The following is a 25,654-nucleotide window of genomic DNA, read 5'->3' as shown; positions in this document are numbered from 1 at the left end:
ATAATGGAAAGAGAGGTAGTGGCCGAGACAAAACTGAGGTCAAGAAAGGAAGCAAGCCCATGTGCGGACGCTATACGATTATCGTAACGCTGGAGGAACTGATGCTGCGCTATGATATAGACGGGTTATACCAGGGCGATTACGGTCCAAAATACAACATAGCGCCTGGGCAGTCCGTCATGGCGGTCATTCATGATGGAAAGCGCAATCGGCTGGGGCAGCTGAAATGGGGGCTGATTCCGGAGTGGGCGTCCGATCCTAAGATGAGCTACCAGATGGTGAATGCGCGTTCGGAGACGCTTGCGGATAAACCGGCATTTCGAAAGCCTTTTGAACGCAAACGCTGTATTATTCCTGCGGATTCATTCTACGAGTGGCAAGGAGAGGGTAAACACAAACAGCCCATGCGCATTATGATGCAGAGCCAAGAGCTATTCAGCATGGCTGGCTTGTATGAAACGTGGACGTCTCCGGACGGCACGCGTATTTCTACCTGTACAGTGGTTACAACGGAAGCCAACGAGGTGGTGCAAGGGATTCATGATCGCATGCCCGTTATTTTGCCGAAAGAGGCGGAGGCTGTCTGGCTGGATCGAGGGCTGACGGATATCCGTCAGCTTCGCTCGCTGCTTAGGCCGTATCCTGCGGAGCTTATGACAGCATATCCCGTATCTACTCGGGTTGGGAACGTTCGAAACGACGATGAGGCGTGCATTGCGCAGATCAGCCTCCTGCTGTAGCAGATTTGAAGGAGAGACGGAGAAGGGAACATTTCGTTCATGAGAAACAGATTGCCTTTTTTTATCATTGTCATTGCGATTACCATCGGCCTTAATGCGTATATCGGCTGGCATGTTTATGCGCTGCTCACGTACTGGTTTGGCGAAGGCTTCCCTTCGCTCTTGTACTGGATCGTATTCTGGATTATCGCGTTGTCCTATATGATCGCGGCGTTTGGAGCGCGTATGCTGCCCAAGGGAATCGCACAGCCTTTAAAAATAATCGGATCGTATTGGTTTGCTTTTATGGAATACGGTCTGATGTTGCTGCTGCTAACGGATGTCGCCATCGGCCTGTGCCGGCTTGCCTCCGTTTCGCCGCAGAGCTACATTCCCGTCCTGGGCTGGGTGAATCTTGCGGCTATGGCGCTTATTTTAGCGAGGGGCACCTACAATGCGAGAACGCCGGTCGTACGCCAATACGAACTTACGATTCCTAAGCCGGCAGGCGAATGGAAGGAGCTGCGGATTGCCGTCGCCTCCGATCTTCATTTGGGCTTGACGGTCGGGAATCGTCATCTGCGCAAGCTTGTCTCAGGCGTGAACGCGATGAAGCCGGACTTAATTCTACTGCCGGGTGACGTCATTGATGACAGTATTCACCCTTTTATTCGCAACCGGATGGGGGAGACGATGAAGGGGCTGCAAGCGCCGCTTGGTGTATACGCCGTTCTAGGCAATCACGAGTATATCGGCGGGCATATCCAAGCCTACGTGGAACAAATGGAACAAATTGGCATCCGTGTTCTGATGGATGAAGTGGTTCATCTGGCGGAGCGGCTGTATCTCGTCGGTCGCAAGGACAAAGCGGCAGAACAGTTCGGTGGCGGACGCAAGCCGCTTGTTTCCTTGATGGCGGATGTGGATTTGACGCAGCCGGTCATTGTCTTGGATCATCAGCCCTATCAGCTGGATAAGGCGGCGGAGGCTGGCGCGGATGTCATGCTGTCCGGGCATACCCACCGGGGGCAGATGGCGCCGAACCATTTGATTACAAAAAAATTGTTTGAATTGGATTGGGGCTATTTGCGCAAAGGCAATCTCCATGCCATCGTTTCTTCGGGGTTCGGCACCTGGGGGCCGCCGATTCGACTTGGCAGCCGTTCAGAATGGATTGCGTTGACCCTGCATTTTACGAGTGAGACCGAGAAAGGGAGATGATCTGATGCAAGAGATGGACAAGAAGCAAATTACCCCCGTTGAACTGGCCGCGGGCATGATGCAAGCCACGATGCGCAGTATTGAAAATGGGTGGGATACCTTGAAGCCTGTGCTGACCGCCTACCTGTCGGAGCCGGTGCTGACGGAGGCCAAGGAAGATGAGCTGATTCGTGAGATTTATCTGGCTGCGCTGGCGCTGGAAATTTATTGTATTCCAACGGCGTTTGAAACGAACATTGCCCAGCAGGTCAGCAAGGGGATGGGGACGGTCATGGCTTCGGAAGCGTTGTCCGCGCATCAGCTTTCAGAGCCGATTCGGCTGCATTACTTGCCGCAGTTTGAAGCGGTGAATGAAGAAGGCGCAGATCCGGCGGATATGGCGCTCAGGTTAGTCCATGAAGCGGTCAGGATCTTGTATGATCGACTTGCACTGCCGCTCAAACCGGCCGATCCGGTAAATAGCTTGCTGTGGGCAAAGCTGTTCCCGTTTGTGGTCAGCATCGTCGGCAAGTGGCCGATTTTTGCCGCGAAGTTTGAAGTGGCGGAGAGCGGGCAAGAGCAGGAACGGCAGTAGTATGCCGCACATAATGAAATTATCATCGTGGAGGTAAGCGAGTTGACGAACAAGCGAGTTGAGGTTTATGTATTATCCGGGTTCCTGGGAAGCGGGAAAACGACGTTTCTAACGCAAGCCATCGATTATTATACAGAAGCGGGGCGTAAGCCGGCCGTGATTATGAACGAGATCGGCGAAGTCAACTTGGACGGTCAGTTGATTAACAATGAAGTGCCCATGTCGGAGCTGCTTGGAGGCTGTATTTGTTGCTCAAGCAGGGGAGACTTGGGACTTGCGCTGAAAGAGCTCATTACGGACGAACAGCCTGATCTGATTTTTGTGGAATCCACCGGTATTGCCAATCCGATGGAAATTATCGATGAAGTGACGGATGCTTCCTTGATCTTCCCATTGGCACTGTCAGGCATTATTACAGTCGTGGATGCACCGCAGCTTCTGGAGCTCAGCCGGACAAGCCGCGGCAAAACGTTCCGCCTTATGCAGGAGCAAATCCGCTGCGCAAACCTGCTGCTTCTGAACAAAACCGATCTGCTCGAAACCGCGGCGATGCAGGAGGTTGCTGAGCTGGTGCAGACGTGGAATCCCCATGCGGACGTGCGCAGCACCGTGTTCTCACGTGTGGATATGGAGCTGCTGGAAGGCCTCCGGGACGTAGCAGCTGGTGGACCGACACAGGCCGAGAGCGGGGATCATGCGCATAGCGAGCATCATCACGATCACAGCCACGAGGCGCATTACCATCATTCACATAGCCATGTGATGGCGTATACGCACTTTTTTGAGCGGGCGGTGGATAGTGAGGCCTTTGAACAATTCGTCAGCCGGCTTCCGCAAGAAGTCTACCGCGCGAAAGGCATTCTCAGCTTTACGGATACGGCGAGTCGCTTCCTCTTCCAGTTCGCCTACCGTGAAATGGATTTTATAAAAATCACCCCGCAGGGCCAAGTGCCGGATGTTGCGGTGTTCATTGGCGAGAACTTCTCGCGGGATGCAGTGCGCGAAGAATTGCTTAAGCTCGAGGCCATGTCGGATATGCCAGCGGTAAAGTAACCCCGACTTGACGTGAGAGGCCCATTTGCTGCACTATAAGAAGAGAACAACTTGAAGACAGGGGTAATGCAAGTGGGTACGCATACGCATACGATTGATGAAATGCTGGCAGCCATGTCGAGGCAAGGGTGGCGAATTACAGAGCAGCGCAGAAGCTTGGCGACGCTATTCGCGGAATCGGGCAGTTATTTATCGCCGAAAGACGTTTATGAATATATGAAGGCTAAATATCCTGGTGTCAGCTTTGATACGGTCTACCGAAACCTTCGCTTGCTTAGCGAGATGGGAGTTCTCGAGCAGTTTCATTTGGCGGACGGGTTGAAATTTAAGGCGAGCTGCTTGTCGCACCATCACCATCACATGATTTGTGTCAGCTGCGAGAAAACCGTTACATTTGAATTTTGTCCGATGAAACTTGTACAAGATCTGCCGGAAAACTTTGAAGTTCAAAGCCACCGGTTTGAAATATTCGGTACTTGCGCAGAGTGCAAAGAGCTGCAGGTCGGGTCTCCTCAGGCATGAGAAGTCATGGAACATTGTTTCCATGACTTTTTTTATATACGGATTTCACTTGCTTTTCTCCACATGCAGCAGCTCAGGTACTGTTACAAATGTATAACCGGCAGCTTTCAGCTTTGTAATGAGTGGACTTAAGGCTTGAACCGTCCCTGACAAATCTTGCGATTCAGCTCCGCCCGAATGCTGTAGGATGATGGAGCCAGGTCGCGTCTGATGAAGAACGTTCTGCAGCACCTGCGCTGCGCTCAGCGATTTCCAATCCAGTGAATCCACGTTCCAGTTCACGATCAGGTAATGATGGTCCGCAATCCATCGTACTTGCTCTTCATTAATAGCTCCATAAGGAGGTCTTACCAGCTTCGGGGCATAGCCGATTAAGCCTTGTAAAACGTTCTCCGTATGAACGATTTGATTTTGAAATTGATTTACGGACAACTTCGGCAAATTGGCGTGGCTGAAAGAATGATTGCCAATGACGTGGCCTTCTTGCGCAATCCGTTTAATCACATCCGGGTGCGTATTAGCGAGAGAACCGAGGACAAAGAAAGTCGCTTTAACCTGATGCGATTTCAGCACATCCAACACTTTCGGCGTGAATCGTGTGTCAGGACCGTCATCAAACGTGAGTGCGATCTTCTTCTCCAGACCGGAGCCGCGGAGCTTGAAGGTGTCCGGATATTTAGCGACAAGCTGGGAGAGCGTAAGCTTCTTCTGAATCCGAGCATGTCCCTGGTTTTTCTGAACGGGTACTGATGGCCGCTTGGCAGATTCGCTTGTTTGAGCAGTGCGCTTTGTGCTTGCCTTCGGCTGCACACTGGCCTTCGGCACAGGCGTCGGCGTTGGGCGGGGCGGTATAGTTGCAGCCGGTGTCGCCACAGACTGCGGCGCAGGCGTCACCACTAGAGATTGTGGCATCGTTGTGGAAGGTGGGACGTCATCAGCGAGCTTGCTGCGAGCTGACTGAATGGCGACATCCTTGGCAGGTGGGAATGACGACAGGGACGATCCCTGGTCTTGAAAGGGTTGTGAACTTGAAACGCCGCAGCCTGACATGAGCAGACAACTGGCGGCAACGAACCAAAGCTGCTTGACCATAACAATCCCTCCGAGCATTATGAATATGCTCTAGGTTTTGTCAGGAAGAGAGCTCTTATCCAGATCGGAAAGCGGAAATATAAGGCTGCTCAGTCATGGAAGGTTATTTTCAAAGATTAGCCGTCATCTACGAGGGGGACAGGTGCCAATTTCAATGGACATCCGCCCCGCTTCCATGTATCTTAATAGATAGTGTCTATGTAAGAAAAAAAGATGGCAATATCGGAATAGGGGGAGTCGCATTGTCAGGCTATATTCTTGTCATTATTGTTGGCGTCATCGTCCTCGCGGGGCTTACGTACATGAATCTTCGCAAAATTAGCAAATCGACAGCCGATTTGACCCAATTGAAAAAAAGAACGCTGCTATGGAGTGAGATTTCTCTCGCGCTATTTGTCGTGCAGTTGTTTTTCCGCGACCGTCAAGGGGGCTTCCTGCTGTTCTTTGGTTTGCTGACCTTGTTTACGGGTGCACATTATTTCGGTGTCCTGTATTATTCCAGGAAGAGAAAAAACGGATAGACATCCGAAGAAGGCTTTTCCCGCAGGCTGCTGTCTGCAGGAAGGGCCTTTTTTGAAAGAAGTTAAGAAGGATCCTGCCAGGAGATGGGTTTCGTTTTCGGTGAAGATTTGAGCTTGTGATACCATTTCTTCTTTTTCTTCTGTTCCATCAACGTGCGCAATTGCAGCATCAGAAGCTTGGCCCGATCTTCATCCGCATACTTATCGCGCAAATGCTCAAATACTGGTTTGTCGTTCATGCAGCTACCTTCTTTTCTGACTGATGAGGTTGTGAAATGATAGGAATGTATGTTCGTTGAAATCATACCACATCAAAGAAGGAATCTTCAAGCGAACGTTGAAATATGATTTATACGACGCAACCCCTTACATGAATGTAACGCAGTTGTAATCGTTAGCGTCATCACATGTCATTAGGCCTAGCATAGTATGTAGCAAGGTGGTGATGACAAATGGCGGTTACCCTCGCAGATTGGATGCTCTACACGCTTTGGGGAATCTTCGGATTGATGATGGTTGACTTCTTAATCGCTTTTTTCCAATCTTTTTGGAAAGGAGCTTTCGATCTTACGTTCGTCCTCGATTATTTGAAAGATGTCCTCTACTATATCTTGCCGCTGGACATCATTGTATCCTTTGTTCCGGCCGACCCGACGAAATGGACGTTGGTCGTATTCTTCTTTATAGCCGGAATAGCAGTAATTTTTAAGTTTGTTCGAGACATTATCAAAAAATTCAATTAAAATAATATGGCGGCCTTCCTTCATGGAGGGCCGGATGTTTTCATAGAATAAAATAATCTGACTAAAGGAAGTGTGTGGCCATGAGGAGATATCAGTGGATCAAGTGGCGAAAATTCATCCTATGGCTCGTTTTCCTCGCGATCATCGGTGGAGTGTTGTGGCAAGGCGGGCCAACGGCCTGGAATATCGCTTTAACGCTTGCCAGTCTAGCGCTGCAACTGCTCTTCGCGATGATGTTCATGATCATTCAGTTCGTCGCGCTGTTCTGGTTCCTGGCCAGAGGGCGAACATACTGGATCCTGCCCGGGGAAACCGGGGCCACGTGGGACGACTATCGAGGCAATCCGGAGATTGTTGAGAACGCCAAACGGATTGTCACACTGCTTAAAGGCGTAAAAGAATTTAAAGAAATGGGCGGTGAAGCAATCCGCGGCCTATTGCTTTGCGGTCCTCCGGGAACAGGGAAATCCTACTTAGCACAGGTTATCGCCAACGAAGCGCAAGTCCCGTTTGCTTACGCCTCAGCACCGAGCTTTCAAAACATGTTTTTTGGCGTAGGGAACATGAAGGTCATGGGGCTGTACCGGAAGTCCCGAAAGTTAGCGAAAGTATACGGGGCATGTATTATTTTTATCGATGAGATTGATGCGATCGGGATGAGCCGTGCAGGCGGAGGCGGTATGGGCGCAATGGGCGGTATGATGGGGATGGGTGGCGGCACCGGGCTTCTTAACGAGTTACTGCTGCAGATGGATCCTCCGAACATTGATAATTCCAAAATCGCCAAACTGCTTCGTTCCTTGGGACTTCGACGCAAAAAAGCGGAACGCCCTGCGGTGTTGACGGTTGCCGCGACCAACCTGCCCGATGTGCTTGATCAAGCTTTGCTCAGACCCGGCCGCTTCGACAGACAGCTGTGGGTGGATACGCCGGATTATGACGGCCGTGTGGACGTCTTCCAATACTATTTGCGCAAAGTGCGGACCGACGCGTCCTTGACGGCTGAAAAAGCCGCGCTTGACACCGTAGGCTACAGCCCTGCGCAAATTAAGCATATTGTGAATGAATCGCTTGTCATCGCGCATCAGCGAGGCGGTCAGGTCGCCAGCTACGAAGACTTCCGCGCGGCGATGGAAACGTATGAGTGGGGGCTGAAGCAGCCGCTGCGCTCCATGCGGGACGACGAGAAGCGCAACGTCGCTTATCACGAAGCCGGCCATGCCGTGGCGCAATATTTGCTCAAGCCGCATGACCGCGTATGGAAAGTGACGATTATCCGCCGCGGCGGCGCACTGGGTCTGGCAGCGACCAAGCCTACGCACGAGCGCTACAATCGAAGCGACAGCGAGATGCTGGCGGAAATTCAAGTATGCCTTGCGGCGCGTGCTGTGGAAGAACTATTTTTAGGGAAAAAATTAAACGGCGTCACCTCCGATTTGCAGCATGCCACCGAAATTGCCGGTGCGTACATCGGGATGGTCGGGATGGGCGAAGAACTGTTCAGTTGGTTGGCCTTCGGTTCCAAGTCGGAAGGGCTAAAAGCGCTTCGTCCTCAAATCAACGAACTGCTCAAGCACCAAATGAACGAAGTAAAAAAGCTTGTCACGGAGCATTCCGACTTTGTTCATGCGATTGCGGAAGAACTGCTCAGCCGCGGTGATTTGACCGGCGAGGAAATCGAGCACATTTACTCCCGTCTATATGGCCAGACGCGGCCAGAGGCGCGTGAAGTAAAGCCGCCCCATCTAACGGCCGGGAAGGAAGTTCTAGGATTCGGAGACGTATAACAGTCAAAAAGGGTTGAGCAGACGGTGATCTGTTCAGCCCTTTGATTTTTTAGGCGGACTCTGCGAGGCATCGGGGCCGATCGTGACACTGCTATGTTTCGTATACCATAGATAGAAACGGTGAGAGATGAAGAATGTAACCAGCAACGTAATCCACGTCCAGTACCAGGACCAGTGGATATAGTCGATCAAGGCCGTATATTTTTGAATGAGAACCTCCAAGATCGTCATCCAGGTCGGGAAGAAGAGGTACCAACCGATTTGGTGAAGCCGGCTTTTCTCCTCGGGGAAACGGAGTACGAACGTAACACACGTGGCCGGATAAATGAAATATTCGAACGAGAAGCTTGTATTCGTAGCATTCGGAAATTCTCGAACAGGATAATTGATCAGGCCAAACTGAACAACCAGAATGCCAAATATCCAAGTCATAAGTTGTTTGAATAAAAAAATCAGTATGGCGTCACGGCCTTTGCCTTGCGGTGTCGTAAAGCAAATCAGCAAGATGGCGAAGGCCCAGCACATCACGAGTACAGTTCGTTCCAGGAGCATGGAAAGCAGCCTCCACAATTAGCGGTTATGATGATAAGGAATGATTAAAACGTCCTCATCGATGGACAACTTTGAGACTTCTGTATTAAGTTATCCCCAAAAATCATGGGTTATCCAAAAATAAGCGCTGCATCCGACAAAGGTTCTCTCAACTGGCACTCGAGCTTCAATTCCAGTATTTTCAACTTTTCATGCAATTTCCGCATCTTTTGCTTCATCTGCGCGTATATCTATCATGTCTAGTAATATATACTAGCCAATCTATAATTAGAGGAGTAGATTCGTAGATGGCAAGAAAGAAAATGACGTGGTGGCTCTCCGCCATGATGGCGGCCATGCTGATGGTGCTCACGGGCTGCCAAACGATTCAGGGCCTCGACATCGGACAGGCGCTAATAAACAATGCGACACTGCAATCCGCATCGTCCAAGGGTTCCCTTGAACTGGAGCTTGTACCTGGCAGTACGAGTACCTTATCCCCAGAAGATAAGCAAGCCTTCGATATGCTGAATCATGCCAAGCTGGAATTCCGCAGCGTAAACGTGCAGGATAAGCAGCACATGTTCGTTGATGGCGCTTTAGTGTACGGCCGCGGCACGATCCCTTTTCAAGTGGCGATGAGCGGTACAAACTTGACGCTGCAAGTGGAAGGAGCTAAGAAGCCGTTCTCGATGGATCTTATGAATGGTATTGGAGGCGCTGCTGCGTTTCCTTCTTCCGAGACAACCGCTTTGCAAAAAGAACTTATGGGCAAAATGAATGACCTTGTGCCGGTTGTATTGAAATTCGTTATTGGCAACCTTCCGAACCCTGAGCATATTTCCGTCTCTTCTGTGACAGACACGATAAATAACGAAACGCTTTCGCTGAAGAAAGCGCATATCGAAATCAAGGGAAGCGAGCTTCTTCCGCTCGTTAAAGCCTTTTTGACCAATATGGTAGCGGATGAAAAAGGGTTGAAGGATTTGCTCGGTCAACTTTACGACATTCTGATGCCGGTGATCAAGGAATCGATGCAAGCGGCATCGAAGGACAGCGCGGCGCCTTCCCAATACAATGACCTCATGATGGCTTATATGAATAATAAAACCCTGGCGGTTGAATTCTTGTACACAACACTTCAGCAACTCGTGAAGACGCAGCTCGACAATTGGGATGAGACGATAGCGAACTCAGTCTCTGCGGTCTCAGAGCCCCAAATGAAAGCTTTGCTGAGCGATCAGACGGTGCTGCAAGCAGATTTGTATGTGGATCAAGATAAACAGATTCGTAAAATAAATGCTGATCTCACTCTGCCGATTGTGGATGAGAGCTCCGGTGTCAGCGCCGTGAAACTGGCGTATACCAAGGAAATTTGGAATATCAACAAGCCGGTAAAAGCGGAAACGCTTGACGTCTCTGGCGGGACGATTGAATTGAAAGACTTGTCGGGCGGTCGCAAAGCAGCTGCGCTGCTGAGTTCGGTCAAGAAGGATTCCACGCTGTACAAGCTGCTTCGGAACGATCTGAAAGTCGCGAAGAAGGATATGACGTTGATACTGAATCAAGAAGGAGAAGTCTATCATCCTTGGGATTCAAGTCATCCTTTCATTGACGACGCTGGCGTAACGATGGTATCGGCGCGATACCTAGCGGAGCAGTTGGGCGCGGAAGTGACATGGGATGAAGACGCTAGTCAGATTACGATTAATGACGCGCTGAGTGAGAAAAAGATCGTGCTGACGCTGAATGCGAATACAGCCAAAGTGAATGGCGTTAACGTTCCGTTGGACAGCCCGGCGATTTTGAAGAACGGCGCTACCTTCGTGCCGCTCCGCTTTATCGCCGAGCAGTTGGGAGGCAAGGTGGAGTTTGACGGGAATACGCATAGTGTGAGTATTACGCGGGAGTAGGAGCTGGCCGTCGCAGGGGCGGTGGCTTGAATAGGGTTGAATGAGGATAGACCGCCGGCCTTTGGGAAAAGGGGCGGTCTGTTTCTTTTGAACTTCCACATTCCTGATTTTTCCTGTAAAATGAAGTCACAATTGTTTTGAAACAGGAGGAATAATGTTGCATCGTTCCCATGATCCAAGCCGCCATAAGCCAGGTTCACTGGAGAAAAACACGCAGCCTGCTATACCATCGGCAGAAGCAGCTCCTTCCTTGTCGCCCTCGGGCGTTTTACAACTTCAGAGAATGTACGGCAACCGCGCGGTGACGCAGCTATTCAGATCTACTTCCCCTAACGGACCTTTAGAAAGCCGCAATACGCCTCAAAGCAGCTCGGCTGTCATACAACGTAAAAATTTGGAACAAGCGGGATTAAACACAAATATGGAAAACAGCGGGACCCGAGCGCTCGTTACGGATGGCCGCGTGGTAAATTTTTATACAGCAGAAGCGCCAACTGAGGCCGCAAGCAAAGTGGAGGCGTTGAAAAAATCCGGCGAGATGAATGCTGTCGTCGGTAAACGCGTCGATGATCACGCTGAGAAAACATGGGGCAAAGACTCTAACAGCAAGTGGACGGAGCCCAGCGAGGAACTGAATAAAGATACCTTAAATAAAGTCGATCCCTTCTTTTATGGCGTTAAAATTCCGTTCAAACACGCAGGCAAGACGGAGACACTGGAGCTTTCCTTTCAGCACGCTAAAAACTGGACGGGTTATGTCGAAAATATTTACGACAGTACAAATGCCGACACGGCCAGCGTTCCCACCATGTTTGACAGTGGTACGGAGCACGCCGAGGCTGCAGGGAAGATGGATGATAAAGGCCATTACCGGAATCTGAAATTCAGCAATGTGCACGATAAAGTAGATAAGGCCAAAATCATTGATCTTACCGCAGGCGGTGCGGAGAAAAATCTGGATGCCTATACGAAGATTGCAGGGGAAGGAGCACGCTGGCAGTGCGTCCGCAATCACGCAGCCAATGTGCAAAACGATTCTTATTTCTTTACCAGGGACACAACAAAGCCTAACAAAGTGAAGGCAGTTTCTTTTAGATCACTGTGGTTAAGCTGGAAAAATGCTTTCCAGAAAAAATATGATATTCCCGATGCCACAGTTATAGCGGCGCTCTCGAGTGGCGCTCTTGGTTCAAAATACCTGAATTTGTCCAAAATGCGGGAAGGAACCGATTACGATTTGGATGCCGGGAAAAGTTTCAGTAGAAGCTAGGACTGCAGCCTTACAACCAATGTGAACGATTGAGACCCGCCCAAAGGAGAATCTAAAATGGAAGAAATGTTAGGCAGCGTATTGGAGTTTTTTCAATCGGAAGATTGGTCTTATTCCCGTTTGGAGGGGCAAACAGTCATTAAACTGGTTTCGACCGCAGCAAACTCCCGGTGGAACTGTTTTGCCCAAACGCGTGAGGAGCAGCGGCAGTTTATTTTTTATTCGGTTTATCCGGACAACGTACCTGAGGAAAGACTGGCGGCTGTTTCCGAATTTTTAACTCGTGCCAACTTCGGCTTGATCATCGGCAATTTCGAGCTGGATCTGGACGACGGTGAGATTCGTTTTAAAACCAGCATTGATCTCAAGGAAGCGTCCTTAACATCAGGCTTGCTGAAGCAATTGGTTTATCCCAACGTCGTGACGATGGGACGATACATTCCTGCCATTCAGGGTATCATACAAGGTCAGCAGTCTCCCCTTGAAGCCATAGAGGCACTTGAAATGCGTCCATAAAAAAGAGGTCCTAATTAAATTAGGGCCTTTATTTTTTAAAAACAATAATAACGGCGACTGCTTGCGCAGCCGCCTCATGGGAGAAGAGCGGAAGTCCTTTTATTAGGGCCTGTTATAGTCCGAAAAAGCCTTGATATATAAGGGTTTTCAAAATTCGGGTAGTAATCAATTTGATAAAGTTGGGGACGGTTTGAAGAATTTCGTCCCCAATTCGTCCCCAACTTTATGTTTCAAAAACTGTACTAATCGAATGCATAACAGTAGCCTTGGTAGAGAAAATAAAGCGCTGACTGGCATTGTTTATAAGCTATCGTGCCGTGTGAGTTAAACCTCTTCTAGGTGCTGTATGTAGTTGAGCTGCAAGTTAAGTAAGTTGTCACTTTAGTTTAAAAATCTTTTATCCAATTCGTTTAGCTTCTCTTCTTGCTCCTCAGTTAAATCGTCTTTCTCTGGTTCGTTCCTGCCGTCATTTGTTGGTCCATTTTTATATATACTAATTGCTTCCTCAAGTAAAGAAGCTGTATAAACGGCGCCTATATCTTTCAACGTACTAACCGTTTCAGAAGAGTGTTTGCCGCTGCTATTAAACAAATATTGACTAAATCACCATTATTTACTTCGCCCTCAAGGTAAGATAAAGTGTCTTCACGGATTTAGATAATACATTGGTTTCTTTGCCATACTTGCATTTTTCATTGATGATCCTTAATACATCCAAGAATGCATTAGGATTACTCCAAATGGCCCTCGCGTGATTTTCCATGTTTTCTCCTACTTTCCAAAAAACTTTATTCCCTTAATAAAGTGAAACGTATGTTCGAAATCTTATAGGGGGACGGAAAACTATAGCCGAATAAACATGAGGAAGAGGCTGCTGATTGAAATGATCTGCAGCCTAATAAATTCAGGGGTACCACAAATAAATCGTATTTTAAGAATAAAAGGTGTTTAGAAATAGCCTATTAACTAATTTGGATTTTTTCAACTGGTTTAAAGCCTGCTGTTTTCATAAACTTCATGTTATGTTCAAAGTTTTGCATTGAGTCAGAACAATCGATGGTTTCAAAATTAAGTTTATTTAGAGCATAACGATCGATTTTTACAGAAAGAATAGTTACTTGTTCATCATGACCAGTGGTAGTATTCAATTGAGTGTCCATAGCATGTATGTAGACTTGCTCAAAAGGTAAGATTGCAAACATATCCCGCGCAATACGAAGTACACAGCTACAAACATAATCTTGATATATGTCATAAAAACTGGTTTTTGTCATTTGTTTAATAGAAAGTTTCCCTGTCTGTGTAAGACTCTTTGATTCCTTAGGGATTACATTCTCTGATTGCACATCGAATTCAACTTCTAAAATAGTGGGATCGTGAATAATGAACTCAAAACCACTTCCGAAATCACTCAGATCGTCTAATGGAGACATTTCTTCAATAACGTTTAAGAATTCATCAGTATCTCCAGAAGTAATTTTATTAGCTAGAAATACGAGTTCTTTCCAATTTGCATAATCATCCTGATCTTCCTTAGTTGCTTGAAGAATTTTTTCTTTAAGCTGTGTACGTTTTTTCTCGTCTGATTTTAGTAGTTTCTGAAAGAAACTTGGTTTGAAATTTTCTAACTCGAATATCACTGCCTTCTCCTTAGGTCCTTTCTCCCCAAGAATAAAAGGTGGAGCTGATTGACTGATTTCTTCCCATTGAATGGAATCGTCGCACTCTTTATGTATTGATTTAATCATTTCAATTTGATTTTCAAATAGTTCAACTTCATATTTAGCTTGTTGAAGTTCTTCTAATTTCTTCATTTCTTTCTGTAACCGCACTAGGTCATTTCTTCTTTGATATGCATGCGTTTTATAACTTCGTTTATTTCTACCACTGACGGAGTATGATAAACCACTACCAGGAAGTCCAATTGTTGCTCTAACTCCTGTCCTCGAATTGATACTATATCTTAACCCTCGGCCACCAAAACTTAAACCCATGCTCTTACTTCCTACATTAAAACGGACTCCAGGTGCTATTTTAATACTCTTTCTAAACCCAAACCCCATGCGATTTCCCTCCGTCATATTATTAAAGTCAAAGAAATTGATATAAATAGTAAAGAATCAAGAAATAAAACTGAGCACATTATACCATCACCATAGGTCTAAAGATACAAAATATTACTATTAAGGTTGAATTTTGTATGATAGAATGTACTTCTAATACAAAATAGGAAGGTGCACCCATGTTACGACACAAATGGTATCAAACATCTTGGGTTTTAGTTGTATTATGTTTAATCTCCATACATTGGAATTTTCTTTCTCATGAAGAGAACATGAAATAAACTCATTCTTGGCGGTGTAGCAGTCTGGGAATCATTATTGTAAGTGGGTATATTGATAAGGCAGAACAGAGTAAGACATTAACAGCAGGTACCACTGTACAAGACTCCACAGATCTAAAGAAAAAGATGAATTAATCTCAAAACAAGCTGCTGAAAATTGAAGAGTTAAAAAAGGCGAGTCCTGCAGTACAAAGCACAGCAGGCAGGGAAGCTATTCAAACTGCGCAGCAGTCAAAGTTGCGGGTAAAGCCCCACTCCATCGTGGTGATCCTGGATATAACAGTAAGCTAGATCGAGATAATGCTGGCGTGGCATGTGAATAAAAATAAATTAAAGGAAGAATTTTAAATGAAAAGATTATTAAAACTTTTTCTTAGCTTAATATTTGTAACTTTGATTCTAACTCCTACGAAGTCTTTTGCATCAGATGTACCAATAAGTGTCTTCATCAATGGGATTCAAGTAATTTTTACTCAAGAGCCAGTAATTGAGGAAGGAACTACATTGGTCCAACTACGACCAATATTTGAAGGAGTTGGACTTGAAGTTGGATGGGATGAAGGTACAAAAACAATTACTGGCACGGCAAAGGAAAAGCAAATCGTTCTGAAAATTGGTGACACCAATGCTGAAGTTAACGAAAAGAGCACTTTGTTAGAAAAGGCCGCTAGAATCATCAATGGAGATACTTTTGTTCCACTTCGATTTATTGGAGAAAGCTGTGATGGAGAAGTGACTTGGGACGAGAACAAAAAGAGAATAGATATTGTTACTGACAAAGTAGTTACATTTTCAGATTTCTTTAAAAAATATTCCTGGGGTACTTCTATTGATAAAATAAAATCCGATAATAGTAAATTAGAAATGCTAGTAGACTTTGATTATGTTGTAGGTTATGAGAATTATTCATTATTCGATTTGCCGGCAACTGTCTATTATCACTTTAAAGAAGGGAAACTGTGGCAGATTGCCTATAGGATCACTGATAAGGATTCGTCTTATGAGTATTTCACAAAATTAAGACAAGAATTAGGACGAGCTTATGGCAATCCTAAGTCTGAAGGAAATGCATTTACAAGCGAAAAAGCAGGCAAATCAATTAGCGAACAATTAAAAGGAAAGAGTAAGGATGAAGCTAGTAAAATAATTTACAACGGAATCACTAATGGAGATATGCATTTAGGGGCAGAATGGGCAAAAGATGATTACACTGTTAATATGATGCTTAGTAACAGTGGAACAACTAAGAAGAAGAAGACCTTTATAGATATTTCAATTCGAAAGAATGGCATAGAATTTACTGGTTCTAAATAAATAAAAAGCCGCTCAAATGCGGCTTTTTTTAATTCATTCATTACACAATCTAAACTCACAATTCGCCTTCAGTAAATATCCGCCGGCCATCTTCACTAACATCTCACAATCTGATTCAAAAATCCCACCTTCAAATAAAGGTTCCATTATCCCTTTGGATGATCGCTGGTAAACAGAGACATGTGCTCTGTTAAAGATAGCAGCATCAATATGAGCATCTGTAGCAAGTATGAACCCGGCTTTAAACATGAAATGACCTCCGTAATTAATCCTTTTTGAATTCCACTAATGAATTATCTTTTGGATAGTAGACATAGACAGGCAATGTAATTTTTTTTCGATCTACTGGGAATTTCGATAAGATGTGTCGCTCGCTATCCAGCAAATAAATGAAAAATAACTCTTTAAGTAACTCTTCAACCTGGTTAACTGGTATTTTTTCGATTTTATATGCAGGTACTCGCGGCTTATTGAATGCCTTGTATAATAGCCTATAAAAGTAGAATATGAGTATATAAAAAACATAGAACAAGCCCAAAATGATGAGCAATTTAGAATATTGCTTACCAGAATAGAAAGAAATTAAATATTTTTGGTTAAGTGCAGTATTGAAAAAAGAAAAAAGTAATAGCGAAGTGAAATTTGTGAAAAAAACAAAATTAATAAGCTTTATGTTAATTTGAGGTCTGAATAATAGTAGTAACCAGGATACTAAAAGAAAGAACGCAGAAATTAAAAATAATATTCCATCAATGGATATTAACGAAATTTTAAAGGTACTGGATAATTTTGAGTAATCAACAATAAGGCTTGAAACATTTAAAGTCAAAATAAGGATTAATGAAACAGAAATGATCTCTAAGAAATCATCCCAATCTCTATTATTTTTCGGTGTTAGCAATAAATCTATCAATGTTTTATTTGTGGTTGTAATGTTGAAACGGATTAATACTAGGACTACAGTTATTAATGGGGCTACTTTCAATAAAATCTCAATGATTCCTGACATTTGTACTTACTCCTATAATGGATATATTTGGATTATTAATCTAATATACCACAAGTCCTAGTTCAGAAGATACAAATAATGTCTATTCAGGTCGAATTTAGTATGGTAAAATTTTCTATGATGGAAATTTATTAGTAGAAAAATCGGAGTGTGTTAGTATGATTCATTCAGGAATTAAAGAAGCAATGGAGAAAGATCGACTAGTATTTTTTATTGGCTCAGGCTTTTCTAGATCACTTGGATTTCCTAATTGGAGAGAAATGATCATTGAATTTATTAATGAATTATCAGTAGATGAACCTGAGTTAGAAGAATATAAAATAGTTTTAAAACATATTAGCGAAATCGAAGTGTTAGAGAAACTCTATCCATATAGAGCTAGGTTATATAAAATAATGGATAAGATTTTTCAACTAAAAGAGCATCACAAGGAAAAAATTCAATTACATAAAAAGATAGGCGAGATTGCAACAAAAATAATTACAACAAATTATGATAAGCTTTTTGAGTTAGCATTACCAGATTACAAGAAAATAGATAATAATAATATATTTGGAATAGGTAATTTAGAAGATATTGAAAAGTATATATTTAAAATTCATGGTTGTATTGATAATCCTCAAACATGTGTTTTGTTTAAAAGTGACTATGAAGAATTATATGTACCTGAAAACCCAGCAATAAACAGGCTTAATTCAATAATTACAGATTATACAATTGTTTTTATTGGATTTAGCCTTACAGATGAACATGTTAGAGATCAATTTGAGCGAATCAACAAAATGTTTGACGGCCTAGCAAGAAATCATTTTATTATTACTACAGAAGAAACAAATTTAACTAAATATAACGTAAAACAAATAAAGTTAACTGAATGGAGCCAATTAAACAAATGGTTTGACTCCTTAATTGAAGTAAAACGTACCTATCAAGAAACATCTATAGCTCAAAGAGAAGTTCTGATTGAAGTGAACCCCAATATAGAGGTTGTTCAAAGTTCAAAAAAATATTTAACGAAAATTTTAATATTAATCGCTTCACCGTTGGATAGAGAAATATCTTATGATTTTGGTAATATAGCTAAATATTTTTCAAAGTATGATGTGAAAATAGATTGTTTATATTTAACTGAGGAAACATTACATTCTCTAGAGGATTATGATTATTTATTCATTTTTTCGTTTTATATAAATAAAAAAATTGTTATTGAAGACCAAATGCATAAAAGTAAACTTATTTCGCTTGAAACCTTAGAACAACATCTTGGCCAGGAATTTATCAATTGCATATTTTTATTTTTGGATAAGGATATTACGGATCAATCTTATGAAGAATTAAATTATCCCTGGACAATATTAAATTATAATGAAGTAGAAATAAGTAATTTTGTCTTCTCAATAGTAAAAAAAAATAATTTAAATCTTTTAAAGAGTAGTATGTTTATTAATAAAGAAAAAATTATACTATTAGAGGCCGAAAAAGGTAATGCCATAATTACTATTCGAGAAGATGAAGAAAAGAAAATACTTGCTTCCCAGATCGATCCGAAAAGATTAAGTAGTTTCATTGGCCGAACAACTGATATTGTTGATATCACAAGAAAAATTATCGAGTTAAATAATCAAATACTGACGATAAAAGGCTCTGGTGGAATTGGTAAAACAACTATTGTGAAAAAAGTAGCGTATGAATTGTTTAAAAGAAGTTATTTCTCAAATGGTATAAAATTTGTAGATTGTGAACCAATCAAAGACTACGAATCTTTTGCAAGCAAGATTTCTAGTTGTTTTGATCTAGATAATGTAGTTAATTTTAGAGATCATATCTCTTTAAATGATTTTAGCCTTGATATGTTACTAATATTAGATAACTTTGAAGTGCTGGTTTATCTAAGTGACTATGAACAAATTAAAGACCTAGTCTCATTTATTTGTGATTATGTAAAAGTAACAATAACATCAAGAGAGTGGATAGGTTTAGAATACGAGGAGCAACATGAACTTCGCGCATTAACTTCAGAAGAATCATTAAAAATATTCAAGAATAATTACAATTCAAAAATTGATAGCTCAGATGAAAAGTATTTGAAAAATGAAATTTTGGACAAATTATTAAATAATAACCCACTAGCAATAAAGTTAATTACAAAAAATCTCCCGAAAAATATCGATGTTAAAATTTTATATCAAGAATTAAGTGATGACTTTTTTTATTTTACAAATTCAGGTTATTTCGATATATATGATAATAATGTAGACGATAAAATTGAGAGATCAGAATCACTTTATCATTCCATTAATTATTCCTATGAAAGACTAAATAGTAAAGAAAAGTTAACTTTTGAGTTATTATCACTTTTTCCAGATGGTATTTCGATGGAGTTGTTTAAACAGTTTTTTGAAAGTAAAGAATTCAAATACGAATTAAATAAAATAACAAATAAAGAAATAACATCTCTAGAAAATAAATCACTAATAGAAATAAATAGTGGCTTAATTGAATTACAATCGATTATTGGAAAGTTTGCATCACATCAGTTAATTAATAGGACTGCTGAGGAATTATCGAAATATTACAAACGTGCCTATCAATTTAATGATTTTAATCTGGAAATGTACTCTAATGTAAAGAAAAAATACCATAGAAGTAAAGCATTGGGGATTCTAGACAGTTCCGCTGAAAATTATTTATTAAGTTTAAGCTATATTGATAAATTTGAAGGAGATAAGTCTGAAAAAATTTTATATATAAGTTATTTATCTTCTAATCTTTCAATAATTGAACAGTCACCGAAATTTACCAATAAATTAAATGATCTAATTGGGTATTTTGAAGATTTAGAAAATGGAAGTACCTATTTAAAACTTTTAATATGTAATATTAATTATTTTTCTGGGCATTTTGATGAATCTTTTAGCACGATTAAGAAGATATTCCCGATAAGTGATTGGGATAAATATGATCTGAGAAAAACATTAAATCGTTCACTCATATCAAACGTACTCAATACTTATGAAATGGAAGGTTTTGAAATTCAAACTACTCAGTTTGTACTTGAAAATTTGGAATTTCTCTATGAACGTAATATTCTTTCAGATTTATTTAAATTAGGCGAATTTCAGGCCTGTATAGAAGCTATGAGTAGTTTAACTCAAGAAAGTTTTTTTACCTTTGAAATTAAATATAATCTAGATCAATTAGATCCAAAAGAGCTGATAAAGTATATTGAAAATATTTATAAAAAAGAATTCATAAATATAGTTCAATCTAATTACATTTTATCTAAGATGAAAAAAAATAATAAAAAGAACATTAATCAATTAGTTGTAACAAATGCATATACACATGGTCTTAAAAATCTTATGCTGGCATTCATTGAAGAAAATGATGAAAAAGCTAACAATTTATATCTTAAAGCAATATCAAACTTAAAGCATATTAAATATTATTATCTAGAGGCGATTTATTTTTATAGTGATTATTTAAAGAGTAAGAATTCAGCCGACTATGAGAAATGGGTGAATCAAGGTTTTGAAGAGGTGAAGGAACATAATTATAAATATTTGATACACCAGTATAAGAATTTAATGAATGATACAAGTCAGATATATGTTGAGAGTGATATTTTGTTGAATTCCGAATATGATTATTTATCAAAAGTTAGACAGTATATAAAAAAGAGAGATAAAGAATATATTTAGACGTATCAGAAATTATAGAAAAAATAGACGACACCGGTGAGGTGTCGTTTATTTTTTCGTATTCAAACCTTTTCTATAAGCCTCTTTAGCTGCCTGTGCCGCGGCGCGGGCTATCTCCCAGTTATTTCGAAATATTAGGAAAAGTGAGTGCGTCAGGTACCACATAATAAGCAGTTGTTTTTGTTTGTTAAATAAGCCATCTTAATTTGCTCCTGAGTCACAGTTCTATACCAGCTAAGTGCAATTTGTCACAGTAAACGGAAAGGTGGTGACAACAATCGCAATTGGAAAAGCCATTCAAGCGTTTCGAAGAGAAATGAATTTAACTCAAGAAGAACTTGCAAATCGAGTTCCAATTCATCGTTCCGTACTTGCCCGGATTGAGAATGGCGAGCGGCAATTACCAAGTGCTTATGACACGGTGGTGTCCGGACTTTCATGGAAACTTGCTCTCGAGATCGCTGACGAAAGATCGGGAGGATACATATCCAACATTCTAGAAGATGTTCCTAATCTTGATCTACATCCAGCAGCACTTAAAGATGTACTACTCAAACAACTTGCAGAAGCAGGGAAAGCATTGGAGAGGCTTATATGGCAAAACATATTTCTCCTGAGAAGCGCAAAGAAAATGCTGAGACTGTATGGCATGAGATGAGGGGTGTAATCGAGACCGCAAATGTCATGCAGGGGGTTTTGGAAGACGAATTTGGTCTAAGGTACGCATACGTCTGGAAGGGGGGGGACGTTGTGTCGGGAGGAGATATTGTAAAAGCGCTTATTGGATGATAATGTAATATGTGAACAACAATTTTCATTCATTTAAGAAAGGAATTTGATTAAACATGCATTGCGTTAATTGTGGTAAAAGTTTTCAAGAACTTGAAAACTTCTGTAGTCAATGCGGGACACCATTAACTGGATCTGGGATTCAGAACAGAAAAACAATGAAAAAAACTATAATTGTAACTCTAGTTTTAACATTTATCGGCTTTCTATCTATTACAGCATTAGGAATTATCTACTTAACTGGAAAACAAGGTGAAGCGAACAGGAGAACACAAGCTATCTCATCAGCTGTTACTAATGATCTACCGTTCAAGATGGCTCCGGCAGAAGTTTCAGTTAAAAAACCAAAATTGGATGCACTGAATGAAGCAGTTTCAAAGAACAATTTAAACAAAGTCATTGAGTTAGTATCTGATGGTAATGAGTACGACTCTAATAATGCGTTGATGTTGGCGGTTACTAATAAAAACCAAAAGATTACTGAAAAAATTCTGGAGTCTGGTGTGAATGTTAATGTAATGCGATTTGGAAAAACTGCATTATATCTTGCAATTACAAATAAGGATATTGAAATGGTGAAATTTCTGCTAGATTCGGGCGCTGATCCAGACAGGAGTACAGTGGAATCAGAAATATGGGAAGCAGTAAAATTGGGTTCTAAAGAAATAGTAGCTTTGTTATTGGAACATGGAGCTGATCCGAATAAACTTAGAGTAGACAACAAATATCTTCTAACAGTTTCTAAAGAGCTTGGATTTACAGAGATTAGTGAAATGCTACTAAATGCAGGTGCAAAAGAAAGCAAATCAAGATGAGCTTGGAAATTTGGTGAGAGCAGAAGTAGGAATGCTGCTACTTACTTGTGCTCGCGTAGTAGAGCTATATTAAGGTTTCCTTAAACCGCCTTTTGGCGGTATTTTTGATGTCCATACATTACGAGTTGGCAAAAAGAAAGAAGGACGCGCTAACGTCCTTTTAAGGCACCGGACACTCCCGGTGAGATCATGTTTGCCGTGGCCGTTGTAGAGAACGCATGATCTCTTTTTCATTTTAACGGATGATGGGAGTGTTCGCAGCTGAAAGATGAGCCAAGACAAGCGGGACGATGAATTAAAAGGTAACGTACCAATGAAGCGAAAGGTAACGTTACTAAACGAATAGGGGCCCGCAGTTGTCACAGGAAGTACTTATCAAAATCGAAGCTAAAAAGCCCAAAGTGAGTGATCACTTATGGGCTTAATTTTGTTTGCTGAAGATTTAGATTAAATATTCTTTCATTTGGTACCCTGTTGGTACCTTTATCATCAATTACATTGACTGTGCTATATGTATTTTTATTTGCTGGTTCCCTATAAAAACCCTTATAAAACAAGGATTCGTTGAAACTGTTCTATAAAATAATAACGGCGACTGCTTGCGCAGCCGCCTCATGGGAGAGGAGAAACCGGACGAAGAGCTTATGGGGAAACGTAAGCCTTCTCCGCGGTTGTCTACGACATCCTCTGATGTCGATAATGTAAGGATGGCCGATTTGCGGAAGATTTATACATCGGGGTTGGAAAAATTTTTGTGTCGGCTAGTTGCATGTGGTACGATATAGCGTATGAAAGAATTTGCATAAGGGGATAGGCGCAGGATGAGAGTGATTTCTGGCACGGCCAAGGGCAGAGCCTTGAAAGCTGTGCCCGGCATGAGCACGAGGCCGACAACGGATAAGGTGAAAGAAGCGATTTTCAGCATGATCGGGCCTTATTTTGACGGCGGACAGGTATTGGACTTGTTTGCGGGCAGCGGCGGGCTGGGCATTGAGGCATTGAGCCGGGGGATGGCGAAGGCGGTTTTTACCGATATTGAGAAGAAGAGTGTCGATACGGTGCAGCACAATTTGCAGGCGACCGGGCTGAAGGAGCAGGCGGAGGTGTACCGGACCGATGCGACCAGGGCCCTCAAAGCGCTGGCCAAGAGAGCCCAGAAGTTCGAGCTCGTCTTTTTGGATCCGCCGTATAAGATGAAGGTTATTGCGGAGTTGGTGCTCGCGATGGAGGAGCAGGCGCTACTGGAAGAGCACGCGACGATCGTGGTAGAACACGATGCGAAGGACGTGCTGGACGAGACGATCGGCCAGTGCCGATTGCTGCGCAGAGCCGACTACGGCGATACGGCCGTGACGATCTACAAACGGGATAACCCGACGAGCTGAAGGAGATGAACACCTTGAAAAGGGATGAACACGGCATAACCGTGGCGGTGTACCCGGGCAGTTTTGACCCGGTAACAAACGGCCATCTGGATATTATACATAGAGCGGCAAAAGTATTTGACAAGCTCATTGTGGCGGTGCTGAACAATACGTCCAAAAATCCGTTGTTCACGCTGGAAGAGCGTATGGAACTGATTCGGAAGGTCACGAAGGATTTGCCGAATGTGGAAGTGGACGGCTTTCGCGACCTGCTGGTGAATTATATGAAGGAACGCAATGTTCATCTTGTCGTCCGCGGGCTGCGGGCGGTGTCCGATTTTGAATATGAACTGCAAATGGCGTCGACGAACCATAAGTTGAACTCGGATATTGAGACGTTTTTTATGACGTCCAAACCGAAGTTCTCTTATTTGAGTTCTTCGATTGTCAAGGAAGTGGCCAAATTTCACGGGCCTGTTGAAGATCTGGTGCCGGTTGAGGTGGAAGAGGCGTTGAAGGAAAAATATCCGAAAGCCTGAGACGCCCCTTGGCGGAATTAGCGCTGCTTTCGGAGGAACCGAATCGTGCTCGAAATCAGCAGCATGACGATCAGCACCAGAACGAATTGTGTCAGCAGCGGCCACCACAAGCTCCACGCGGATTCACCGTTCACAGGGAACGGCGGGGAAGCGGAGACGCCTGAATCCAGCCATAGAAAGCTGGGCTGTGTGTCCCGCAAGAGCAGCTGCAGCGGTGACCAGAGCAGCGCGGTCATGACGAAGGCAAGCACGGCGTGCAAAATGCGGGATTGCATGAAAAAAAGGTAGCGTGCGCCGGAGCGGTGCTGCATGCTGGCCACTTGCGCATGGGCGGAGAGGCCGCCCCAGCCAAGAAATGCGCTGATCAGCGCTAATTGGCCAATCAAGGGAAGCTCCGTTTGGCTAAAGGCATACGCGCCAAGATGAATTTCCATGAACCCCTTGATCCAGGCCGGGGCTGTATCGCTATACACATGTAAGGAGCTTACCACGACGTGTGTAACGGGACGCAGCGCATCCGTTAGATGCGCTATTGTCATCACATTGATGAGCACGGAAAAAATCATCATATAGCCGCCGATCAGCATCATCGTCTGCACGGCAGACGTCGTAGCGTCGCCGAGCAGCCTGCCGAACGGGCGGCCGTCGGCCTCGTGCGCTTCGCGCATGACGAGGAACGCTCGCTTCAAGAGAGGGCCGCTTACGGGTTGGAACACAAGGCGCTCATCCTCTGCACGTTTGCCGCGGGGCATGAGGAAACCGGTCAGCAGCGCCGACGCGTAATGAATGACGGCCAGCACGATGCCTAGCTTGGCGCTATGGAGAAAGCCGATCCCGACGACCATGACGAGGAAAATCGGGCTGCACAAATGCGAAAGCGCGGTCAAACGTTCCGTTTCTTTGCGCGACAGGAGATTTTTTTCATGCAGCGAAGCGGTAATTTTGGCCCCGGCAGGAAATCCTACAACAAAGCCGGAGGCTAGCGCCCAACCGCTGACGCCCGGCAGCCGAAAAACGAGTCGCATGAGTGGCTCCAGAAGAACGCCTGTTCCATGAATAAGGCCGAAGCCAATTAGCATTTCGGTCATGATCAGGAACGGCATCAAGGCGGGAAAAACAAGCTTCCACCAGACGGTCAGTCCCTCCAGGGAAGACTGGAAGGCCTTGTCCGGAAATAAGACGATCGAGACCACGACAAGACCGGCGAGCGCGCCCAACAGGACCGTCGTGGCTCGAGATTTGGTTTTGCTATTGAAAGACTGCATCGCATCCATCACTCCGTCCTTCGAACTTGCTTCATTGTACGCGGGATCAGGG

25 protein-coding genes and 1 pseudogene are annotated in these 25,654 nt (G+C 43.4%); 18 read left to right on the top strand and 8 right to left on the bottom strand.

Going from position 1 to position 25,654, the window contains the following annotated elements; all coding sequences use genetic code 11:
- Positions 1-59: 59 nt before the first annotated feature.
- The 5 genes from EJQ19_RS16350 (at position 60) to EJQ19_RS16330 (ending at position 4,089) form a co-directional block, all read left to right on the top strand.
- Entirely contained in the window at positions 60-740 is a 681-nt protein-coding gene (locus tag EJQ19_RS16350; RefSeq protein WP_126142313.1) for an SOS response-associated peptidase, read from the top strand.
- A gap of 39 nt (positions 741-779) precedes the next feature.
- Complete coding sequence (locus EJQ19_RS16345; RefSeq protein WP_126142312.1) at positions 780-1,940, top strand: metallophosphoesterase; 1,161 nt, start codon at positions 780-782, stop codon at positions 1,938-1,940.
- A gap of 4 nt (positions 1,941-1,944) precedes the next feature.
- Entirely contained in the window at positions 1,945-2,514 is a 570-nt protein-coding gene (locus tag EJQ19_RS16340) for a hypothetical protein (RefSeq protein ID WP_126142311.1), read from the top strand.
- A gap of 42 nt (positions 2,515-2,556) precedes the next feature.
- Entirely contained in the window at positions 2,557-3,567 is a 1,011-nt protein-coding gene (locus tag EJQ19_RS16335) for a CobW family GTP-binding protein (RefSeq protein WP_126142310.1), read from the top strand.
- Between the two features lie 66 nt (positions 3,568-3,633).
- Positions 3,634-4,089 carry a Fur family transcriptional regulator gene (locus EJQ19_RS16330; RefSeq protein WP_126142341.1) on the top strand — a complete coding sequence of 152 codons (456 nt, stop codon included), beginning with the start codon at positions 3,634-3,636 and terminating at the stop codon, positions 4,087-4,089.
- Positions 4,090-4,134: 45 nt separating this feature from the next.
- On the opposite strand, the gene EJQ19_RS16325 is transcribed toward EJQ19_RS16330, so the two are convergent.
- Positions 4,135-5,181, bottom strand: coding sequence for a polysaccharide deacetylase family protein (locus tag EJQ19_RS16325; protein WP_241242941.1), 1,047 nt, complete (start codon positions 5,179-5,181; stop codon positions 4,135-4,137).
- A 242-nt stretch (positions 5,182-5,423) separates the two neighbouring features.
- On the opposite strand from EJQ19_RS16325, the gene EJQ19_RS16320 reads away from it, so the two are divergent.
- On the top strand, positions 5,424-5,702 hold the full coding sequence (locus tag EJQ19_RS16320; RefSeq protein WP_126142309.1) for a hypothetical protein: 279 nt from the start codon (positions 5,424-5,426) through the stop codon (positions 5,700-5,702).
- A gap of 62 nt (positions 5,703-5,764) precedes the next feature.
- Here the strand turns inward: EJQ19_RS16320 and EJQ19_RS31850 are convergent, their stop codons facing one another.
- Positions 5,765-5,941 (bottom strand): hypothetical protein, encoded by a 177-nt coding sequence (locus tag EJQ19_RS31850; RefSeq protein WP_164716582.1) that lies wholly within the window; start codon positions 5,939-5,941, stop codon positions 5,765-5,767.
- A 213-nt stretch (positions 5,942-6,154) separates the two neighbouring features.
- Here EJQ19_RS31850 and EJQ19_RS16315 point away from each other — a divergent pair, with 213 nt between their 5' ends.
- On the top strand, positions 6,155-6,445 hold the full coding sequence (locus EJQ19_RS16315; RefSeq protein WP_126142308.1) for a hypothetical protein: 291 nt from the start codon (positions 6,155-6,157) through the stop codon (positions 6,443-6,445).
- An 80-nt stretch (positions 6,446-6,525) separates the two neighbouring features.
- Positions 6,526-8,232 (top strand): AAA family ATPase, encoded by a 1,707-nt coding sequence (locus EJQ19_RS16310; RefSeq protein WP_126142307.1) that lies wholly within the window; start codon positions 6,526-6,528, stop codon positions 8,230-8,232.
- Positions 8,233-8,265: 33 nt separating this feature from the next.
- Here the strand turns inward: EJQ19_RS16310 and EJQ19_RS16305 are convergent, their stop codons facing one another.
- The gene (locus EJQ19_RS16305) at positions 8,266-8,784 is read right to left on the bottom strand and encodes a CBO0543 family protein (protein WP_206438436.1); all 519 of its coding nucleotides are present in this window, start codon (positions 8,782-8,784) and stop codon (positions 8,266-8,268) included.
- 287 nt (positions 8,785-9,071) lie between these two features.
- On the opposite strand from EJQ19_RS16305, the gene EJQ19_RS16300 reads away from it, so the two are divergent.
- The 3 genes from EJQ19_RS16300 to EJQ19_RS16290 all read left to right on the top strand — a co-directional run bounded on the left by EJQ19_RS16300 (position 9,072) and on the right by EJQ19_RS16290 (position 12,462).
- On the top strand, positions 9,072-10,676 hold the full coding sequence (locus EJQ19_RS16300) for a copper amine oxidase N-terminal domain-containing protein (protein WP_126142306.1): 1,605 nt from the start codon (positions 9,072-9,074) through the stop codon (positions 10,674-10,676).
- A gap of 520 nt (positions 10,677-11,196) precedes the next feature.
- A complete protein-coding gene (locus EJQ19_RS16295; protein WP_206438435.1) occupies positions 11,197-11,946 on the top strand; it encodes a hypothetical protein in 750 nt (249 codons plus the stop codon).
- Positions 11,947-12,003: 57 nt separating this feature from the next.
- On the top strand, positions 12,004-12,462 hold the full coding sequence (locus EJQ19_RS16290; protein ID WP_126142304.1) for a YbjN domain-containing protein: 459 nt from the start codon (positions 12,004-12,006) through the stop codon (positions 12,460-12,462).
- 381 nt (positions 12,463-12,843) lie between these two features.
- On the opposite strand, the gene EJQ19_RS16285 is transcribed toward EJQ19_RS16290, so the two are convergent.
- The gene (locus tag EJQ19_RS16285; protein WP_126142303.1) at positions 12,844-13,053 is read right to left on the bottom strand and encodes a DMP19 family protein; all 210 of its coding nucleotides are present in this window, start codon (positions 13,051-13,053) and stop codon (positions 12,844-12,846) included.
- Positions 13,054-13,424: 371 nt separating this feature from the next.
- On the bottom strand, positions 13,425-14,525 hold the full coding sequence (locus EJQ19_RS16280; RefSeq protein WP_126142302.1) for a DUF4236 domain-containing protein: 1,101 nt from the start codon (positions 14,523-14,525) through the stop codon (positions 13,425-13,427).
- A gap of 493 nt (positions 14,526-15,018) precedes the next feature.
- On the opposite strand from EJQ19_RS16280, the pseudogene EJQ19_RS16275 reads away from it, so the two are divergent.
- Both EJQ19_RS16275 and EJQ19_RS16270 read left to right on the top strand, forming a co-directional pair.
- Positions 15,019-15,129: pseudogene (locus tag EJQ19_RS16275) on the top strand (excalibur calcium-binding domain-containing protein); the annotation flags it as partial.
- A gap of 25 nt (positions 15,130-15,154) precedes the next feature.
- A complete protein-coding gene (locus EJQ19_RS16270; RefSeq protein ID WP_126142301.1) occupies positions 15,155-16,120 on the top strand; it encodes a copper amine oxidase N-terminal domain-containing protein in 966 nt (321 codons plus the stop codon).
- 33 nt (positions 16,121-16,153) lie between these two features.
- On the opposite strand, the gene EJQ19_RS16265 is transcribed toward EJQ19_RS16270, so the two are convergent.
- Positions 16,154-16,369: a hypothetical protein gene (locus EJQ19_RS16265; RefSeq protein ID WP_126142300.1), complete on the bottom strand. Its 216-nt coding sequence runs from the start codon at positions 16,367-16,369 to the stop codon at positions 16,154-16,156.
- Between the two features lie 16 nt (positions 16,370-16,385).
- Positions 16,386-17,129 carry a hypothetical protein gene (locus tag EJQ19_RS16260; RefSeq protein WP_126142299.1) on the bottom strand — a complete coding sequence of 248 codons (744 nt, stop codon included), beginning with the start codon at positions 17,127-17,129 and terminating at the stop codon, positions 16,386-16,388.
- Positions 17,130-17,287: 158 nt separating this feature from the next.
- Between EJQ19_RS16260 and EJQ19_RS16255 the strand changes: the two genes are divergently transcribed.
- The 5 genes from EJQ19_RS16255 to coaD all read left to right on the top strand — a co-directional run bounded on the left by EJQ19_RS16255 (position 17,288) and on the right by coaD (position 24,337).
- Positions 17,288-20,830 (top strand): SIR2 family protein, encoded by a 3,543-nt coding sequence (locus EJQ19_RS16255; RefSeq protein ID WP_126142298.1) that lies wholly within the window; start codon positions 17,288-17,290, stop codon positions 20,828-20,830.
- A gap of 268 nt (positions 20,831-21,098) precedes the next feature.
- Positions 21,099-21,488, top strand: coding sequence for a helix-turn-helix domain-containing protein (locus EJQ19_RS16250; protein ID WP_241242940.1), 390 nt, complete (start codon positions 21,099-21,101; stop codon positions 21,486-21,488).
- 187 nt (positions 21,489-21,675) lie between these two features.
- Positions 21,676-22,434, top strand: coding sequence for an ankyrin repeat domain-containing protein (locus tag EJQ19_RS16245; RefSeq protein ID WP_126142297.1), 759 nt, complete (start codon positions 21,676-21,678; stop codon positions 22,432-22,434).
- Between the two features lie 821 nt (positions 22,435-23,255).
- On the top strand, positions 23,256-23,819 hold the full coding sequence (rsmD, locus tag EJQ19_RS16240; protein WP_126142296.1) for a 16S rRNA (guanine(966)-N(2))-methyltransferase RsmD: 564 nt from the start codon (positions 23,256-23,258) through the stop codon (positions 23,817-23,819).
- A gap of 14 nt (positions 23,820-23,833) precedes the next feature.
- Positions 23,834-24,337: a pantetheine-phosphate adenylyltransferase gene (coaD, locus tag EJQ19_RS16235; RefSeq protein ID WP_420901683.1), complete on the top strand. Its 504-nt coding sequence runs from the start codon at positions 23,834-23,836 to the stop codon at positions 24,335-24,337.
- Positions 24,338-24,354: 17 nt separating this feature from the next.
- Here coaD and EJQ19_RS16230 read toward each other — a convergent pair whose 3' ends face one another.
- Complete coding sequence (locus tag EJQ19_RS16230; protein ID WP_126142294.1) at positions 24,355-25,602, bottom strand: nucleoside recognition domain-containing protein; 1,248 nt, start codon at positions 25,600-25,602, stop codon at positions 24,355-24,357.
- Positions 25,603-25,654: the final 52 nt, after the last annotated feature.

This window comes from Paenibacillus whitsoniae (assembly GCF_003955665.1).
Lineage (GTDB): Bacteria > Bacillota > Bacilli > Paenibacillales > NBRC-103111 > Paenibacillus_E > Paenibacillus_E whitsoniae.
This window is presented reverse-complemented; position numbering and strand designations above follow the sequence as displayed.

What these genes read in the sequence shown, in the direction of transcription:
- EJQ19_RS16350 (WP_126142313.1), top strand. Translation starts at nt 60, where the DNA reads ATGTGCGGACGCTATACGATTATCGTAACGCTGGAGGAACTGATGCTG.
- EJQ19_RS16345 (WP_126142312.1), top strand. Translation starts at nt 780, where the DNA reads ATGAGAAACAGATTGCCTTTTTTTATCATTGTCATTGCGATTACCATC.
- EJQ19_RS16340 (WP_126142311.1), top strand. Translation starts at nt 1,945, where the DNA reads ATGCAAGAGATGGACAAGAAGCAAATTACCCCCGTTGAACTGGCCGCG.
- EJQ19_RS16330 (WP_126142341.1), top strand. Translation starts at nt 3,634, where the DNA reads ATGCAAGTGGGTACGCATACGCATACGATTGATGAAATGCTGGCAGCC.
- EJQ19_RS16325 (WP_241242941.1), bottom strand. Translation starts at nt 5,181, where the DNA reads ATGGTCAAGCAGCTTTGGTTCGTTGCCGCCAGTTGTCTGCTCATGTCA.
- EJQ19_RS31850 (WP_164716582.1), bottom strand. Translation starts at nt 5,941, where the DNA reads ATGAACGACAAACCAGTATTTGAGCATTTGCGCGATAAGTATGCGGAT.
- EJQ19_RS16315 (WP_126142308.1), top strand. Translation starts at nt 6,155, where the DNA reads ATGGCGGTTACCCTCGCAGATTGGATGCTCTACACGCTTTGGGGAATC.
- EJQ19_RS16310 (WP_126142307.1), top strand. Translation starts at nt 6,526, where the DNA reads ATGAGGAGATATCAGTGGATCAAGTGGCGAAAATTCATCCTATGGCTC.
- EJQ19_RS16305 (WP_206438436.1), bottom strand. Translation starts at nt 8,784, where the DNA reads ATGCTCCTGGAACGAACTGTACTCGTGATGTGCTGGGCCTTCGCCATC.
- EJQ19_RS16300 (WP_126142306.1), top strand. Translation starts at nt 9,072, where the DNA reads ATGGCAAGAAAGAAAATGACGTGGTGGCTCTCCGCCATGATGGCGGCC.
- EJQ19_RS16290 (WP_126142304.1), top strand. Translation starts at nt 12,004, where the DNA reads ATGGAAGAAATGTTAGGCAGCGTATTGGAGTTTTTTCAATCGGAAGAT.
- EJQ19_RS16280 (WP_126142302.1), bottom strand. Translation starts at nt 14,525, where the DNA reads ATGGGGTTTGGGTTTAGAAAGAGTATTAAAATAGCACCTGGAGTCCGT.
- EJQ19_RS16270 (WP_126142301.1), top strand. Translation starts at nt 15,155, where the DNA reads ATGAAAAGATTATTAAAACTTTTTCTTAGCTTAATATTTGTAACTTTG.
- EJQ19_RS16265 (WP_126142300.1), bottom strand. Translation starts at nt 16,369, where the DNA reads ATGTTTAAAGCCGGGTTCATACTTGCTACAGATGCTCATATTGATGCT.
- EJQ19_RS16260 (WP_126142299.1), bottom strand. Translation starts at nt 17,129, where the DNA reads ATGTCAGGAATCATTGAGATTTTATTGAAAGTAGCCCCATTAATAACT.
- EJQ19_RS16255 (WP_126142298.1), top strand. Translation starts at nt 17,288, where the DNA reads ATGATTCATTCAGGAATTAAAGAAGCAATGGAGAAAGATCGACTAGTA.
- EJQ19_RS16245 (WP_126142297.1), top strand. Translation starts at nt 21,676, where the DNA reads ATGCATTGCGTTAATTGTGGTAAAAGTTTTCAAGAACTTGAAAACTTC.
- rsmD (WP_126142296.1), top strand. Translation starts at nt 23,256, where the DNA reads ATGAGAGTGATTTCTGGCACGGCCAAGGGCAGAGCCTTGAAAGCTGTG.
- EJQ19_RS16230 (WP_126142294.1), bottom strand. Translation starts at nt 25,602, where the DNA reads ATGCAGTCTTTCAATAGCAAAACCAAATCTCGAGCCACGACGGTCCTG.